Origin of the sequence: Micromonospora sp. NPDC093244, assembly GCF_040683695.1 — a bacterium.
GTDB lineage: Bacteria > Actinomycetota > Actinomycetes > Mycobacteriales > Micromonosporaceae > Micromonospora.
Genome location: NZ_JBFBEO010000004.1, coordinates 228,620 through 242,801 on the forward strand (window position 1 = coordinate 228,620; position 14,182 = coordinate 242,801).

Below are 14,182 nucleotides of genomic sequence, written 5' to 3' on the forward strand. Positions count from 1 at the left end.
CGTCCGCCAGGGTCAGCGGCGAGCCCGCAGGGTATGGAAGGCGGCGCCGAGCGCGAGCATGCCGAAGCCAGCGAGCACGCTGCTCAGCGGCAGGTTGACCGCGAGCAGCAGGCACCCGGTCAGCCCGAGAACGGCGAGCACCCGGACCGGCAACCGCCGGTCCGGGTCGCGGCCCAGGGTGAGCGCAGCCGCGTTGGTGATCGCGTAGTAGACGAGCACCGTGCAGCTGGAGAAGCCGATCGCGTCGCGTACGTCGCCGAGCAGCACCACCACGATCACCACGGCGGCCACTGCCAGCTCGGCGCGGTGCGGCACCTGGTGCACCTTGTGCACGGCGGCCAGCGCGCCGGGCAGGTCGCGGCGGCGGGCCATCGCGAGGGTGGTCCGGCCGACCCCGGCGACCAGGGACAGCAGCACCCCGACGACGGCGATGGTGGCCCCGGCGCGGACCACCCAGGCCAGGCCGGGCAGCCCGGCGGCGGTCACCACGTCGACCAGGGGCGCGGCGGACCCGGCCAGCCGGTCGGCGCCGAGCACGCCGAGCGTGACCACGGCCAGCACCAGGTAGATGGCGAGCACCGCCCCGAGCGCCAGTGGCACGGCCCGGGGGATGGTCCGCTGCGGGTCGCGCACCTCCTCGCCCAGGGTGGCGATCCGCGCGTACCCGGCGAACGCGAAGAACAGCAGCCCGGCGGCGGTGAGCACGCCCCGCGCGGAGCCGCCGGGGTCGGTCAGCCGATCCAGGTGCACCGGCCCGCCCGCCACGCCGACGACCGCGACCAGGGCCAGCACCGCGAACACGAGCGCGACAAGCACCTTCGTGGCGGTGGCCGTCTTACCGATGCCGCGCAGGTTCACGGCTGTCACCGCGAGCACCGCGCCGACGGCGACCAGCCGGGCCTGCCCCGGCCACAGGTACGCCCCGATGGTCAACGCCATCGCCGCGCAGCTCGCCGTCTTGCCGACCACGAACCCCCAGCCGGCCAGGAAACCGGCGAACGGCCCGAGGCGTTCCCGACCGTAGACGTAGGTGCCCCCGGACTCCGGGTAACGGGCCGCCAGCCGCGCCGAGCTTGTCGCGTTGCAGAAGGCGATGAAGCCGGCGAGCACCAGCGCGGGCAGCAGCCCGGCACCGCCGGCCGCCGCCGCGGCCGGCCCGAAGACCACGAAGACGCCCGCACCGAGCATCGAACCCAACCCGATGACAACCGCATCGGGTACGCCCAGCCGCCGCGCCAGTTGATCCACAGGCCAAACCTAGGGGTACGAGGTGAACGGCCGGTCCCATTCGCGTAGCCGGCCGGGGAGAGGCAGGTCGTCCCAGGGCACCCGGTGCAGCAGTCGGTCCAGGAGCAGGCCCAGCAGCAGCCCGGCCACCGAGTCGGTGAGCCAGTGCCAGCCCAGGTAGGTGGTGGTGGTGAGGACGACGAGCGGCGGCACCACCCGGATCACTGTGACCAGCCGGGCCGGGAGTTGCCGGCCGAAGCTGCGTGCGAGCGGGGCGAGCAGCAGCGCGATGACGCCGTACCAGACGATGGCGTTGGCGACGTGCCCTGACGGGTAGGACTGGGCGAATCGGACCGGCAGGTCGTCGTGGAACAGCGGCAGCGTCTGCTCGGGGGTCAGGAACGGCTCCTTGACGCTGGCGCTCGGCGCCGCCCGCGCGGTCCACACCTTGAGCGGGCCGATCGTGAAGGTGGTCAGCACGAATCCGACCACCGGCAGCAGGATGGGCCGCAGCGACCGGAGCCGAACGGCCAGCAGAACGCCCAGTCCGACGCCGATCAGGGTCAGCGGGGTGCCCTGGCCGAGGAAGTTCAGCACCCGGGCCACCCAGTACGCGGCGGTCGGCCGGTGCTCGTCGGCCCAGTCGGCGACCGCCCGGTCCAACCCGAAGAGCTGGTCGGCGGCGAGCGCGACGGTCAGCCCGACCAATCCGGCCAGCAGCAGCCCGTCGAACCACCAGCCGGCCGGTCGGACGGGACGCAACCGCAGCTCACGACGTACCCCAGTGGTTTTGAGCACGCGACCACGCTACCGGCCCCTGCGAGGCCGGGGTGTTCGGCGCTGTGGGCCGAGCCACGATGTGAGGCGGAGGCGGGGGCGAGGCGTCATGCTTGTGCCCGTGCGGATCACGTCTGCTCTCGTGGACCCGGCGCTGCTCGACCTGCCCTGGTCGACACCGCTGGAGGAGTGGCCTGCCCAGCATCTGGTCGCGCTGCCGCAGGGCATCTCCCGGCACATCGTCCGGTTCGTCCGGTTGGGCGACTACGTGTACGCCTTCAAGGAGACCCGCGAGCGGATCGCCGAGCGGGAGTACGACCTGCTGCGGGCGCTGGAGCGGATCGACTTCCCGTCGGTGGAGGCGGTGGCGGTCGTCGCCGACCGGCAGACCGACGAGGGGGAACCCCTCGAATCGGTGCTGATCACCAGGCACCTCCAGTTCTCGCTGCCGTACCGGGCGCTCTTCTCGCACACCCTGCGTCCGGAGACGATGAGCCGGCTGCTCGACGCGCTCGCCGCCCTGATCGTGCGGATGCACCTCACCGGTTTCTTCTGGGGCGACTGTTCGCTGTCGAACACGCTGTTCCGCCGGGACGCGGGCGCCTTCGCCGCCTACCTGGTGGACGCGGAGACGGGTGCCCTGCACAACTCGCTCTCCAACGGGCAGCGCGGTGAGGACCTGGAGATCGCCCGGGTGAACATCTTCGGTGAGGCGTTGGACCTCCAGGCCGCCGGCCTGCTGCACGAGTCCATCGATCCGGAGGTGGTCTGCGAGGAGGTCGTGCAGCGCTACGAGCGGCTGTGGCACGAGATCACCTACGAGCAGGCGGTCGAGCGCGAGGCCCGGCACGACATCGAGGGCCGGATCCGTCGCCTCAACGAGCTGGGCTTCGACGTGGCCGAGGTGGCCATGTCGACGATCGAGGGCGGGCGCTACCTGGTCCGGCCGAAGGTCGTCGACGCCGGCTACCACACCAGGCGGCTCCTGCGGCTGACCGGCCTGGACGCCGAGGAGAACCAGGCCCGAAAGCTGCTCAACGACCTGGACGCCTACCGGGCGGAGAGCGACCTGACCGACGAGCAGCAGGCAGCGCACCGCTGGCTCACCGAGGTCTTCGAGCCGGTGGTCCGGGCGGTGCCCGCTCACCTGCGCCGCAAGCTGGAGCCGCAGGAGCTGTTCGCGCAGATCATCGAGCACAAGTGGCTGCTCTCCGAGCGCGCCGGCCGGGACGTGGGCATGCGCCACGCCGTCCAGTCCTACCTGACCGACGTTCTCGTGCACCGTCCCGACGAGCAGGCCATCCTCGGCGTCGAGGTCCCCAGCCTGAGCTGACCGCAGCCGTCGCGCCGGTCTGGCGTCACTCCACCCAGGAGCCCGCGCGCAGCACGCGCACCACGTTCAGGTCGTCGTCCAGCACCACCAAATCGGCGCGCAGGCCAACCTGGAGGGCCCCGACCCGGTCACCCAGGCCGATGGCCCGGGCCGGGGTGGTGGCCACCATCCGGGCGGCGTCGGCGATCGGGATCCCGGCGTCCACGGCGTGGCGCAGCGCGGCGTCCATGGTGAGGGTGCTGCCGGCGATCGCGCCGTCGCGGGCCAGCCGCGCCACCCCGTCGGTCACGGTGACGGCCTGGCCACCCAGTTCGTACTCGCCGTCGGCCATTCCGGCGGCGGCCATCGCGTCGGTGATCAGCGCGGCCCGGTCCGGGCCGGCGGTGGCGGTCACGAACGTCAACATCCCGTCGTGCAGGTGCACCCCGTCGGCGACGAGTTCGCAGATCACGGTGGGCGCGTCGAGCAGCGCCACCACCGGTCCCGGTTCGCGGTGGTGCACCGGCCGCATGCCGTTGAACAGGTGGGTGGCGACGCTGGCGCCCGCGGCGACGGCGGCCCGGGTCTGCTCGTACGTCGCGTCGGTGTGCCCCACGGCGGCCACCACCCGCTGGGCGGTGAGCAGCTTGATGGCCTCCAGCGCACCGTCGCGCTCGGGGGCGAGGGTGACCATCCGGACGGCGCCCCGGCCCAGCTCGATCAGCTCGGTCAGCTCGTCGGTGGACGGGTCGCGCAGAAACTCCGGGTTCTGTGCCCCGCAGCGGGCGGCCGACAGGTACGGCCCCTCGAAGTGGACGCCCGCCAGCACACCCTCGTCGACAAGCGGGGCGAACGCCTCGGTGGCCGCGCGCATCAGCGAGAAGGGTGCGCTCACCAGGCTTGCCAGCAGCGTGGTGGTGCCGTGCGCCAGGTGGAAGTCGGCAGCCGCCCGGGCCTCGTCGACGTCCCCCGTGGTGAAGGTGTGCCCGCCGCCGCCGTGCGTGTGCATGTCGACGAAGCCGGGCACGATCCAGTGCCCGTCCCGCACCGACGGGTACTCGGCCACAGCGGTGATCCGGTCACCGTCCCACTCGACGCAGCCCTGCCTGATGACACCCGTCGGGGTCACCACTCGGCCGTTCACCCGTACGGTCATCGTCTCTCCTGATGGTCACGGACACCCATGGCGTCCAGGGCGAGCAGGGCGGCACCGAGGCAACCGGCCTCGTCGCCGAGGGCCGCCGCGACCAGGCGCGGCTCCCGGTGGAAGGTCATCCGTTCGTGCAGCGCCGTCCGCAGGGGGTCGAGCAGACCGTCCCCGGCCTGGGCCAGGCCACCGCCGAGCACGATCGTCGCCACGTCGAACAACGCCTGCCCGGTGGCCAGGCCGTCGGCGAGCGCCTCGACGGCCTCCTGCCAGACCCGACCGGCGAGCGGTTCGCCGGCCGCGGCACGCTCGGCCACCTGGGCCGCGGTCACCGCCCCGTCGGTGGACCCACCGGCCAGTTCGGCGTAGCGGCGGCCCACGGCGGAGGCCGAGGCCACCGCCTCCAGGCAGCCCGGCCGGCCGCAGCCGCACCGTGGGCCGTCCGGCCGGACCATGATGTGGCCGATCTCCCCGGCCGCGCCGTGCGCACCCAGCGCGGCGACACCGTCGACAACGTGCGCGGCGGCGATGCCGGTGCCGATGGCCACGAACAGCACATGTCCGGCGCCGCACCCGGCGCCGAGCCGCGCCTCGGCGAGGCCACCGACGCGCACGTCGTGGCCGAGCGCCGTGGGCAGGCCGAGCCGCGCCCCCGCCAGGTCCCGCAGCGGTACGTCCCGGAAGCCCACGTTCGCCGACCAGACCGCGACCCCGCGCGCCTCGTCCACCACCCCGGGTACGGCGATGCCCACCGCGACCGGGGCCAGCCCGTCGGCGCGGGCCTTGTCGGCCAGCCCTTCGGCGACATCCAGGATGGTCCCGATCACGGCGGCCGGGCCGCGCGCCGCGTCGGTGGGATGGCGTTCGGTGTGTATCGCCACGCCGTCCGGGCGGACCAGGGCGCACTTCATGCCCGTGCCGCCGACGTCCAGCGCGACGACCACCCGGTCGACGCCCGTGGCGTCGCCGTCGCTCACGGCGCGATCCCGGTGCGCGACTGCGGGGCTCGCCAACCCGGCTCGGTCCTCACGCTCACGCCAGCACCACCGAGCGGGACAGATGCCGGGGCGCGTCCGGGTCGAGGCCCCGGCTGGTCGCGAGCGCGACCGCGAAGCGCTGGGCGAGGATCAGGTCGGCCATCGGGTCGACAGGAGTCCGACCGGCAGACCAGCTGCCCAGCACCGTGCGCCAGCCGTGCGTACGGCTGTGCACGAAGGCCGCGCCGGTGGCGGCGACGTCCTCGGGCAGCCCGTCGGGCAGTTCGCCGAACGCCCAGACGAGCCGGCCGGGCGCGCCGATCGAGATGGGGCCGTGCCGGTAGTCCATCGCCGGGTACGCCTCGGCCCAGAACGTGGCCGCCTCGCGGCACTTCAGAGCGGCCTCCTGCGCCAGGCCGATCGTCCACCCCCGACCGAGGAAGGTCGCCTGCCCGATGGTGGCCGGGTCGATCGGCAGCGGCGAGCGCACCGCCACCTCGGCGTCGGCGGCGAGCGCCTTCACCGGGTCGCCGAGGTGTGCCCGCAGCAGCGCCAGCGCGGTGGTGGCGAAGCGGGTCTGCACCACCGACCGCTCGTCGGCGAAGGGCATGGTCACCGCGGCGGCGGCCAGGTCGACGGCCGGGGACGCCGGGTCGCCGACGATGACGGTGGTGGGCGTACGCCCGCGCAGCGCTGCCAGCAGCTCCAGCACCTCGGTGGTGGTGCCCGAGCGGGTGATGGCGATCAGTCGGTCGTAGTGGCGGCCGGCCGGGAACTCGGACGCCTGGAACGCGTCGGTCTCACCCTGGCCGGCCTGTTCGCGGCGGGCCGCGTACGCCATCGCCATGAACCACGACGTGCCGCAACCGACGACGGCGACCCGCTCGCCGGGGCGCGGCAGGTCACCGCGCACCACGCCGGCCAGTTCGGCGGCCTCCCGCCAGCAGTCGGGTTGGCTCGCGATCTCCGCGTCCACATACGCCATGGGAAACTCCTCGCAGGGCCGATCGATGCGCAATACGGCTCGTAACACCCGCATTTCGCGCGTTATTCTGCGCGAAAGCGGGTGGCCGTGGCAACCGACCAGCCGATCGCGCAGACCGGTCTTTTGCGCCAGCCCAGTTTCGCGCACTAGTGTGCACGCAATCAATCACCGTCCGTGCAGTCTCTGGAGGCCCCGCGGTGGACCGGTACGCCAGATGGAACGCCCTGCTGGAGATGCTCACCGACAACGGCCGGGTAAGCGTCGAGGCGGCAGCCGAGCGGCTGGACGTCTCCCAGGCCACCATCCGGCGCGACTTCGACCAGCTCGCCCAGCAGCAGATGATCACGCGGACCCGGGGCGGCGCGGTCGCGAACGGTGTCTCCTACGACCTGCCGCTGCGCTACAAGACAGCCAAGCACTCGGCCGAGAAGCAGCGGATCGGTGCCGCCGCCGCCTCGCTCGTCACGCCGGGCACGGTGGTCGGCCTGAACGGCGGCACCACGAGCACGGAGGTTGCCCGCGCGCTGGCCGTCCGCCCGGATCTGAACACCAGCGCCGAAGGTGCCCAGCTCACCGTGGTGACCAACGCGCTGAACATCGCCAACGAGCTGCTGGTCCGGTCCCGGATGAAGGTGGTGGTGGCCGGCGGGGTGGTGCGTCCCAAGTCGTTCGAACTCGTCGGCCCGCTGGGCGGGGCACTGCTGCGCGAGGTCACCCTGGACATCGCGCTGCTCGGCGTGGACGCGATCGACCCGCAGCTCGGCGCCGCAGCCCACCACGAGGGGGAGGCGGCGATGAACAACCTGATGGTGGCCCGCGCCAAACGGGTCGTGATCATCGCGGACTCGTCCAAGCTGGGCGGTCACGCCTTCGCCCGGATCTGCCCCGTCGAGCGGGTGGAGACGCTGGTGACCGACAACGGTGCCGCGCCCGAGGTGGTGGAGGCGTTCCGGGTCGCCGGCGTGCAGGTCATCTGCGCCTGAACGATCACTCTCCGTCTATCTCGCGGCGCGTACGGCGCGTCGATGCATACCCGGTATTGCGCGTGGCTGCATACCGCGTATGGTGTCGGCTGTCACGCCCACCATCGGGGGAGGTGCAGCTTGCCAGCTGTCCTGGAGATCGAAGGTCTACGTAAGACGTACAAGAGTCGTCGACGCGGCACCCGCAACGCGCTCGACGGCTTCGACATGCGGGTCGACGCAGGGCAGGTGCACGGCTTCCTGGGCCCCAACGGGTCCGGGAAGACCACCACGCTGCGTACGCTGCTCGGCCTCATCCGGCCCGACGGCGGCCGGATGACCCTGCTCGGGCACGACGTGCCCGACGCGCTACCCACTGTCGCCGGACAGGTCGGCGCGATCGTGGAGAGCCCGCAATTCTTCCCGCACTTCTCGGCACGGGACACGCTGTACCTGCTGGCCGGGGCGGGCGAGGTGCCCGCCAACCGGGTCGACGAGGTGCTGGAACTCGTCGGGCTACGCGACCGGGCCGGCGAGCGGGTCAAGACGTACTCGCTGGGCATGAAGCAGCGGCTCGCCGTCGCCTCCGCCCTGCTGAAGAACCCGAAGCTGCTCATCCTCGACGAGCCGGCCAACGGCCTCGACCCGGGCGGCATCCGGGAGATGCGCACGCTGATGCGGACCCTCGCCGAATCGGGGATGACAGTGGTGCTGTCCAGCCACATCCTCGGCGAGATCCAGCTGATCTGCGACTCGGTCACCATCATCTCGCTGGGCCGACGGGTCGCCTTCGGCCCGGTCGACCAGGTGCTCGCCCAGCACTCCTCCGACGCGGTACGCGTACGCCTGGAGGCCGTCAGCGACCTGCCGGCGGCCACCGAGGCGCTCACCCGGGCGGGGATCCGGGTCACCGGTCACCCCGACCACCTGATGCTGGCGGGCGTCGACAAGCCGGCCTCGGTGACGCGACTGCTCGCCGAGCAGAACCTCTACGTCAGCGAGCTCGCTCCGATCGCCGTCGACCTGGAGAGCGTCTTCCTCGAACTGACCGCCACCGCACCGGTACCCGGCCAGCACCGGCAGGTCGACGAGTCCACGAAGGTCGGTGGGACGGGTCAGCCCGGTGCCACCGCGGGAGGGTGGGGCGCGTGAGCCTCTTTCGTACCGAGCTGCGCCGGCTCACCAAGCGGCGCTTCACCCGCTACATGACGCTGCTCGGCCTGCTGGTGCTGGCCGCCGTGGTGGTCGGCGTCTTCTTCACCAACCAGAAGATCGGCGCCGACCAGCTCGCCAGGGCCGAACGTCAGGCCGAGCAGCAGTACCAGGAGCAGGTGCGCTGGAGCGAGCAGGAACGCTCGGCGTGCGAGCAGGCCAAGAAGGCCGGCACGGCGAGCGACGGCCGCTACCCCGACGACTGCTCGATGATCACGGCACCGCCGCGGGAGCAGATCGAGGCGGAGTGGTTCCTGCCGTCGACGTTCGATTTCCGGAAGACGTTCGACGAGACGCTTGTCCCGTTCGCCGCGATCCTCGCGCTTGTCGGCTTCGTGGTCGGCGCGTCCTTCGTGGGCGCCGAGTGGAGCACCGGCGGCATGATGAACCTGCTGCTCTGGCGGCCCAAGCGGCTCACCGTGCTGCTCACCAAGCTGGCCGCGCTGCTCACCGGCATCCTGGCGGTGACGCTGCCCGCCGCGGTGCTCTGGTTCGCGGGGTTCTGGGGGGTCGCCACCTTCCGGGGCAGCACCGAGAAGATGACCTCGGGGGCCTGGCAGTCGTTCGTCCTGACCGGGCTGCGCGGCGTGGCACTCGTGCTCGTGCTCACCACCATCGGGTTCGCGCTCGCCTCACTGGGCCGGCACACCGCGATGGCCCTGGGTGGTGTCGTGGCCCTGATGGTGGTCGGCCAGTTCGGTCTGGGCATCCTGCTGTCGATGGCGAGCGTGAAGTTCGCCGAGGCGTGGCTGCTGCCCACGTACGCGCTGGCCTGGATGACGAAGACGGTCACCCTGCAGAACTGGGACTCCTGCAACGCGACCTACTACGGCGAGTGCAAACCGGAGACGATGGACATCACCTGGCAGCAGTCGTCAGTGCTGTTCTCGATAGGTGTGGTGGTGATCCTCGGCGCCGCCCTCTGGGCGATGCGTCGGCGCGACATCTCCTGACCGATCGGCTACGAGGGCCCCCGGCTCCCCCCGGGGGCCTTCGTCGTGCGTCAGTGGACGCCGCGCCGGCTGCTGCGACCCGGGTCCTCCCTGGCTAGGCTGAGCGAATGTCCGCCGACGCCACCGCCCCCGAGCCGTCCACCGACGCTCGTCCGGGTGACGTCGCGGGTGGCGTCGGGCCGACCGTCCCGACTCCTCGACCGGTACCGCCCATCGAAACCGCCGACGAACCGGCACGGCCGGACGAGTCGGTCGACGAACCGGCGCAGGTCGACGCCGTCGACCCGGCACCGGGGCTGACCGAGCGCGAACGGGCCATCCTCGCCTTCGAGCAGCAGTGGTGGCGGCACGCCGGCGCGAAGGAGCAGGCCGTGCGGGACACCTTCGGGGTCTCCTCGACCCGGTACTACCAGCTGCTCAACGGGCTGCTGGACAACCCCGCCGCGCTCGCCGCCGACCCGGTGCTGATCGGTCGGCTCCGCCGGCTCCGCTCGTCGCGCGCCCGCAACCGCCGCCGCTGACGGCGGACGCCGCCCGTTCGTCCCGTTGCGCATCCGGTGCCGGTCTTCACTCCCGAGGCCTGCCGGTCCCACCGCATGGCGTCCGGCCAGGCGGGTAGGCGGGAGGCGTTCCGGGGTCGCCAGGCGACCGAGCACCCAGGAGGGGAGCGGAGCATGACGACAAATCAGAGCGGACGCGGGCAGCAGGCCCGGCAGGAGGCCTCCCGAGTCGGCCACCAGGCCGCGCAGGCCGGTGGTCAGATGGCACAGACCGCCGCCGCGCAGGGCGGAGAAGTGGCCGCCGAGGCGCGGCGACAGGCCCAGCAGCTGACCGGTCAGGCCACTGGACAACTGCGCGAACAGGCGCAGACCCAGCAGAAACGGGCCGCCGAAGGTCTGCGGGATCTCGGCCGTGAGCTGGGGTCGATGGCGGAACGGGACGGCGATTCCGGGCTGGCCGGCCAGGCGGTACGCCGGGTGGGCGACGCCGCCCAGCAGGCCGCCGGCTGGCTCGACGAACGCGAACCCGGCGAGGTTCTCGACGAGGTACGCACGTACGCGCGCCGCCATCCGGGGACGTTCCTGGTGGGAGCGGCCGTCGCCGGACTGCTGGTCGGGCGGCTCACCAAGGGTCTGACCGGGTCGGCCTCCGGCAACGGTGGGATCGGGAGCGCGGGCGCCGGTGCTCGACCGGCACCGCCTGGCGCTTCGGCGGACACCGGTGCGCAGCCGTACGTCGGGACGGCGCGGGCGCAGAACGTCTCGCCCGCCGGCCGGCCCCAGTCGGATCTGCCCGGCGGGGTGGCACCGTGAGCGCGCCGGAGAAGGAGCGGGCCCAGGCCTCGGTAGGCGAGCTGCTGGGCGAAGTGACCAGGGACGTCTCCACTCTGATGCGCAAGGAGGTCGAGCTGGCCAAGGCCGAGCTCCGTGAGGAGGTCAGTCAGGCCGGCAAGGCTGGCGGCATGTTCGGCGGTGCCGGAGTCGCCGGGTTCCTGGCGGTGCTCTTCGTGTCGTACGCCGTGTGGTGGGGGCTGTCCAACACGATGGACCAGGGGTGGGCGGCACTGATCGTCGCAATCATCTGGGCCGTCGTCGCCGGGGGGCTCTTCGTCAACGCCCGTACCCAGCTCAAGCGGGCACGTGCGGTTCTGCCCCGGACGAAACAGACGGCCCGGGAAGTGCCGGACGCCCTGCGGGGCCGGTGAACGAGTCGGGAGGGAACAGATCATGTCCAGTGATCCGGATCGGATCCGGCGGGAGATCGAGACCACCCGCAACGAGTTGAGCAGTGACGTAGACGCACTGACCGACAAGGTCAATCCGCGTCGCATCGCCGGTGACCGCGTCGGGCAGGCCCGCGGTGCGTTCACCCGAGCGAAGGAGAAGGTGATGGGCAGCTCGAGTCACATGGGGCACGAGACCAGCCAGCGGATGTCGCACATGGCCGGCTCGGTTCGCGACGAGACCCGATCGCTCGGGCACCAGTCTCGGGAGGCCGTGGGCTCGATGCGGGATGAGGCGCGCTCGCTCGGACATCAGTCCCTCGAGCAGGCCCAGGGCAATCCGCTCGCGGCGGGGCTGGTCGCCTTCGGCGTCGGCCTGCTGGCCGCTTCGCTGATTCCGCCGAGCGGGCGGGAGCGGCAGCTCGCCGGCCGGGCCCGCACCATGGTCAGTGAGCACTCCGACGAGCTTCGCCAGCAGGCGAGCCAGGTCGGCCACCAGGTCCAGGACAACCTGCGGGAGCCGGCGCAGCAGGCGGCCCAGTCGGTGCGGTCCACCGCCCAGCAGGGGGTGTCCGCGGTACGCGACCAGGGCCGCTCGGCCGCCGGCCAGGTGCAGGGGGAGGCGCATGCGGCCGCCGACGACCTCCGGCAGCGCTGACCCGATCGGCGCGACGGGGCCGGCGCCGGTGATGCGGGTACGCTCCGCGTCCGCGCCGGCCCCGGGCCGGGCGGTCAACGAGGACCTGGTCTTCCGGTTCGGGCCGCTCGTGGGTGTGCTGGACGGCGCGACGGTGCCGGACGGGTTCGACACCGGATGCGTACACGGGCCCGAGTGGTACGTCCGGCAGCTGGCCGCCCGGATCGGTGTGGCCGAGGCGGCCCGGCCGGCCGCCCGGCTGACCAGCAACCTGGCCGCGGCCATCCTCGCCGTGCGGGCCGACCACGGCGGCCAGTGCGACCTTGATCATCCCGGCACCCCGTCGAGCACCGTGTGCCTGCTTCGGGACTGCGGCGACCAGGTCGACTACCTGGTGCTCTGCGACAGTCCGCTGGTGCTGGACGCCGGCGGGCGGGTGAGCGTGGTGACCGACGACCGGCTGGAGACGGCGATGGCGGAGCTGCGCCGTACGGTCGCGACGGTGCCGGCCGGCCCCGTCGACCCGGTCACCCGGTTCCGGCACGCGGTGGGGGTCCAGCGGGAACGGATGAACCGTACGCACGGCTACTGGGTGGCGGCGGCCGACCCCGATGCGGCGTTCCACGCGGTGACCGGCTCGGTGCCCCGGCACGGTCACGGGGCGGTGCGCCGGGCGGCGCTGCTCAGCGACGGCGCGTCGAGCGCCGTCGAGCAGTTCGGCCTGACCGACTGGACCGGTCTGCTCGACCTGCTGAGCGCCGACGGTCCGGGCGCGCTGCTCGACCGGGTCCGCGCCGCGGAACGCGACCACCCCGACCGGCTGCGGCGGCACAAGGCCACTGACGACGCCTCGGTGGTGTTCTGCGAGTTCTGAGCAAGCCGTCACCCCGACGGGTGACAGCGGAGCGTGAGGAGAAACACCCACGCCGCCCGACCGGCCGGTACCGCTGACCGGACCGCCAGTGGATGTCCAATGGGGTGGACTTCGGCCGATGAGGCCGGCAGACTGCGGCACGTGGCGGGTGCGGTCCGGCTGGAGCCGGTGGACGAGCGGAACTTGGAGCCGTTGCTCTCCGTAGCGGCTGCCGAGGCCGAGCCGGATGACGTGATGCCCCCGGTGGAGGCTCCGGCCGGTTGGTCGCTGGCCCGTCGGGAGGCGTTCCGCGAGTTCCACAGGGCGAGTTTCGGTGGACTGGACGGCCCGACCGGGTCCCAGATGTACGCGATCCTCGTCGGTGGCGAGGTCGTCGGCATGATCCGGATGACGCGCTGTGACGAGCCGGGCACTGTGGAGGCCGGGATGTGGCTCGGGCGCTCGGCCCGGGGTCAGGGGATCGGTCCCGCCGCCCTGCGCGAGTTGCTGAACGCCGCCGCCGGGGCCGGAATGCGGGCCGTGGTGGCCGAGACGACCCCGGACAACGTCGGCGCGGTCTCCGTACTCGAAAAATGCGGTGCGAAATTGCGTGAGAGCGGCGGCAAGGTACGCGCCGAAATATGCCTGGATTCGACCCCTCCCGCTTTCTGAGTGGCTCCTCTGCGTTTCGCCATCCCTTACGTTATCCCTGCTCGTGACCGTGCTGACGTCCGGTTTGAACTATCCGGTGCCGCCTTTCCGAATGCGCTTCTCCCATCGTCGACGGAAATTGTCGTAGCGGTTTCGGAGTAATCCCGACGGGTACTGCCCGCCGGGTCCGCAGATACGGGACGTCGGATCGGGGGCGCGGTTCGCGCTGTTCCCCGTAGCCCTTCTCCGGCCCTCACCGGGCAGACGTCCGGACTCAGCGGGGAGCGAGGGAGGCCTGATGAAGGCCGGAACACGAATCGGGCTGGCGGTGGGCTTCGGCTACCTGCTGGGCCGACGCCGCAAACTGCGTACGGCGCTCACCCTTGCCGCGGCGGTCGCCGCCGGCCGGGCGAGCAAGCACCCCGGCGGCCTGCTGAAGCGGGGCACCGACGCACTCCAGTCGTCGCCCCAACTGGGCAACCTGAGCCGGCTCGGAGGTCCGCTGGTCAACGCCGGTCGGGCAGCCGCTACCGCCGCCGCCGGCAGTGGTGTCGACGCGCTCACCGGGAAGTTGCGCGGCTCCGCTGACGCCCTGCGCCGCCGCTCCGGTGGCCAGAACGACGGGGACGACCAGGGCGGCGGTAACACCAAGAACGGCACGGGCGGCCGGAGCGGTGCCGACGCTGGTGGTGCGGGTGCGGACGGCGACAGCGGCGCGACCAACGATCGTGGCGACGCCGCAGCCGCGCAGCGGCGGGGGCGGTGA

Annotated in this window: 16 protein-coding genes; 11 read left to right on the forward strand and 5 right to left on the reverse strand. The window is 72.4% G+C overall.

Annotation, left to right across the window (positions count from 1 at the left end; all coding sequences use genetic code 11):
• Positions 1 to 12: 12 nt before the first annotated feature.
• Positions 13 to 1,248 (reverse strand): APC family permease, encoded by a 1,236-nt coding sequence (locus AB0N27_RS21840; RefSeq protein ID WP_364372693.1) that lies wholly within the window; start codon positions 1,246 to 1,248, stop codon positions 13 to 15.
• Between the two features lie 9 nt (positions 1,249 to 1,257).
• A complete protein-coding gene (locus AB0N27_RS21845) occupies positions 1,258 to 1,995 on the reverse strand; it encodes a phosphatase PAP2 family protein (RefSeq protein WP_364373372.1) in 738 nt (245 codons plus the stop codon).
• A gap of 118 nt (positions 1,996 to 2,113) precedes the next feature.
• Between AB0N27_RS21845 and AB0N27_RS21850 the strand changes: the two genes are divergently transcribed.
• Positions 2,114 to 3,337 carry a DUF4032 domain-containing protein gene (locus tag AB0N27_RS21850; protein ID WP_364372696.1) on the forward strand — a complete coding sequence of 408 codons (1,224 nt, stop codon included), beginning with the start codon at positions 2,114 to 2,116 and terminating at the stop codon, positions 3,335 to 3,337.
• 25 nt (positions 3,338 to 3,362) lie between these two features.
• Here the strand turns inward: AB0N27_RS21850 and nagA are convergent, their stop codons facing one another.
• The 3 genes from nagA to AB0N27_RS21865 are packed head-to-tail and all read right to left on the reverse strand — an operon-like array spanning position 3,363 to position 6,425.
• The gene (gene nagA / locus AB0N27_RS21855) at positions 3,363 to 4,472 is read right to left on the reverse strand and encodes an N-acetylglucosamine-6-phosphate deacetylase (protein WP_364372699.1); all 1,110 of its coding nucleotides are present in this window, start codon (positions 4,470 to 4,472) and stop codon (positions 3,363 to 3,365) included.
• Positions 4,469 to 5,440: an ROK family protein gene (locus AB0N27_RS21860; protein ID WP_364372702.1), complete on the reverse strand. Its 972-nt coding sequence runs from the start codon at positions 5,438 to 5,440 to the stop codon at positions 4,469 to 4,471. The genes nagA and AB0N27_RS21860 overlap by 4 nt, the downstream gene beginning before the upstream one ends.
• Positions 5,441 to 5,495: 55 nt before the next feature.
• Positions 5,496 to 6,425, reverse strand: coding sequence for a sugar isomerase (locus tag AB0N27_RS21865; protein ID WP_364372705.1), 930 nt, complete (start codon positions 6,423 to 6,425; stop codon positions 5,496 to 5,498).
• A 197-nt stretch (positions 6,426 to 6,622) separates the two neighbouring features.
• Between AB0N27_RS21865 and AB0N27_RS21870 the strand changes: the two genes are divergently transcribed.
• The 10 genes from AB0N27_RS21870 to AB0N27_RS21915 all read left to right on the forward strand — a co-directional run bounded on the left by AB0N27_RS21870 (position 6,623) and on the right by AB0N27_RS21915 (position 14,182).
• On the forward strand, positions 6,623 to 7,408 hold the full coding sequence (locus tag AB0N27_RS21870) for a DeoR/GlpR family DNA-binding transcription regulator (RefSeq protein WP_364372708.1): 786 nt from the start codon (positions 6,623 to 6,625) through the stop codon (positions 7,406 to 7,408).
• 120 nt (positions 7,409 to 7,528) lie between these two features.
• Entirely contained in the window at positions 7,529 to 8,539 is a 1,011-nt protein-coding gene (locus tag AB0N27_RS21875) for an ATP-binding cassette domain-containing protein (RefSeq protein ID WP_364372711.1), read from the forward strand.
• Complete coding sequence (locus AB0N27_RS21880; RefSeq protein ID WP_364372714.1) at positions 8,536 to 9,552, forward strand: ABC transporter permease subunit; 1,017 nt, start codon at positions 8,536 to 8,538, stop codon at positions 9,550 to 9,552. The genes AB0N27_RS21875 and AB0N27_RS21880 overlap by 4 nt, the downstream gene beginning before the upstream one ends.
• A 107-nt stretch (positions 9,553 to 9,659) precedes the next feature.
• Positions 9,660 to 10,073, forward strand: coding sequence for a DUF3263 domain-containing protein (locus tag AB0N27_RS21885; RefSeq protein ID WP_364372717.1), 414 nt, complete (start codon positions 9,660 to 9,662; stop codon positions 10,071 to 10,073).
• Between the two features lie 153 nt (positions 10,074 to 10,226).
• Positions 10,227 to 10,865, forward strand: coding sequence for a hypothetical protein (locus AB0N27_RS21890; protein ID WP_364372720.1), 639 nt, complete (start codon positions 10,227 to 10,229; stop codon positions 10,863 to 10,865).
• Entirely contained in the window at positions 10,862 to 11,257 is a 396-nt protein-coding gene (locus AB0N27_RS21895) for a phage holin family protein (RefSeq protein WP_364372723.1), read from the forward strand. The genes AB0N27_RS21890 and AB0N27_RS21895 overlap by 4 nt, the downstream gene beginning before the upstream one ends.
• 22 nt (positions 11,258 to 11,279) lie before the next feature.
• Positions 11,280 to 11,933, forward strand: a complete 654-nt coding sequence (locus AB0N27_RS21900) for a DUF3618 domain-containing protein (protein WP_364372726.1) — start codon at positions 11,280 to 11,282, stop codon at positions 11,931 to 11,933.
• Entirely contained in the window at positions 11,902 to 12,786 is an 885-nt protein-coding gene (locus tag AB0N27_RS21905) for a hypothetical protein (RefSeq protein ID WP_364372728.1), read from the forward strand. The genes AB0N27_RS21900 and AB0N27_RS21905 overlap by 32 nt, the downstream gene beginning before the upstream one ends.
• A gap of 141 nt (positions 12,787 to 12,927) precedes the next feature.
• Positions 12,928 to 13,437, forward strand: a complete 510-nt coding sequence (locus tag AB0N27_RS21910; RefSeq protein WP_364372732.1) for a GNAT family N-acetyltransferase — start codon at positions 12,928 to 12,930, stop codon at positions 13,435 to 13,437.
• A gap of 277 nt (positions 13,438 to 13,714) precedes the next feature.
• Positions 13,715 to 14,182, forward strand: coding sequence for a hypothetical protein (locus AB0N27_RS21915; RefSeq protein ID WP_364372734.1), 468 nt, complete (start codon positions 13,715 to 13,717; stop codon positions 14,180 to 14,182).

Coding starts and splice junctions, on each gene's coding strand:
- AB0N27_RS21905 (WP_364372728.1), top strand. CDS start 11,902: ATGCGGCCGCCGACGACCTCCGGCAGCGCTGACCCGATCGGCGCGACG.
- AB0N27_RS21885 (WP_364372717.1), top strand. CDS start 9,660: ATGTCCGCCGACGCCACCGCCCCCGAGCCGTCCACCGACGCTCGTCCG.
- AB0N27_RS21890 (WP_364372720.1), top strand. CDS start 10,227: ATGACGACAAATCAGAGCGGACGCGGGCAGCAGGCCCGGCAGGAGGCC.
- AB0N27_RS21850 (WP_364372696.1), top strand. CDS start 2,114: ATGCTTGTGCCCGTGCGGATCACGTCTGCTCTCGTGGACCCGGCGCTG.
- nagA (WP_364372699.1), bottom strand. CDS start 4,472: ATGACCGTACGGGTGAACGGCCGAGTGGTGACCCCGACGGGTGTCATC.
- AB0N27_RS21865 (WP_364372705.1), bottom strand. CDS start 6,425: ATGGCGTATGTGGACGCGGAGATCGCGAGCCAACCCGACTGCTGGCGG.
- AB0N27_RS21915 (WP_364372734.1), top strand. CDS start 13,715: ATGAAGGCCGGAACACGAATCGGGCTGGCGGTGGGCTTCGGCTACCTG.
- AB0N27_RS21900 (WP_364372726.1), top strand. CDS start 11,280: ATGTCCAGTGATCCGGATCGGATCCGGCGGGAGATCGAGACCACCCGC.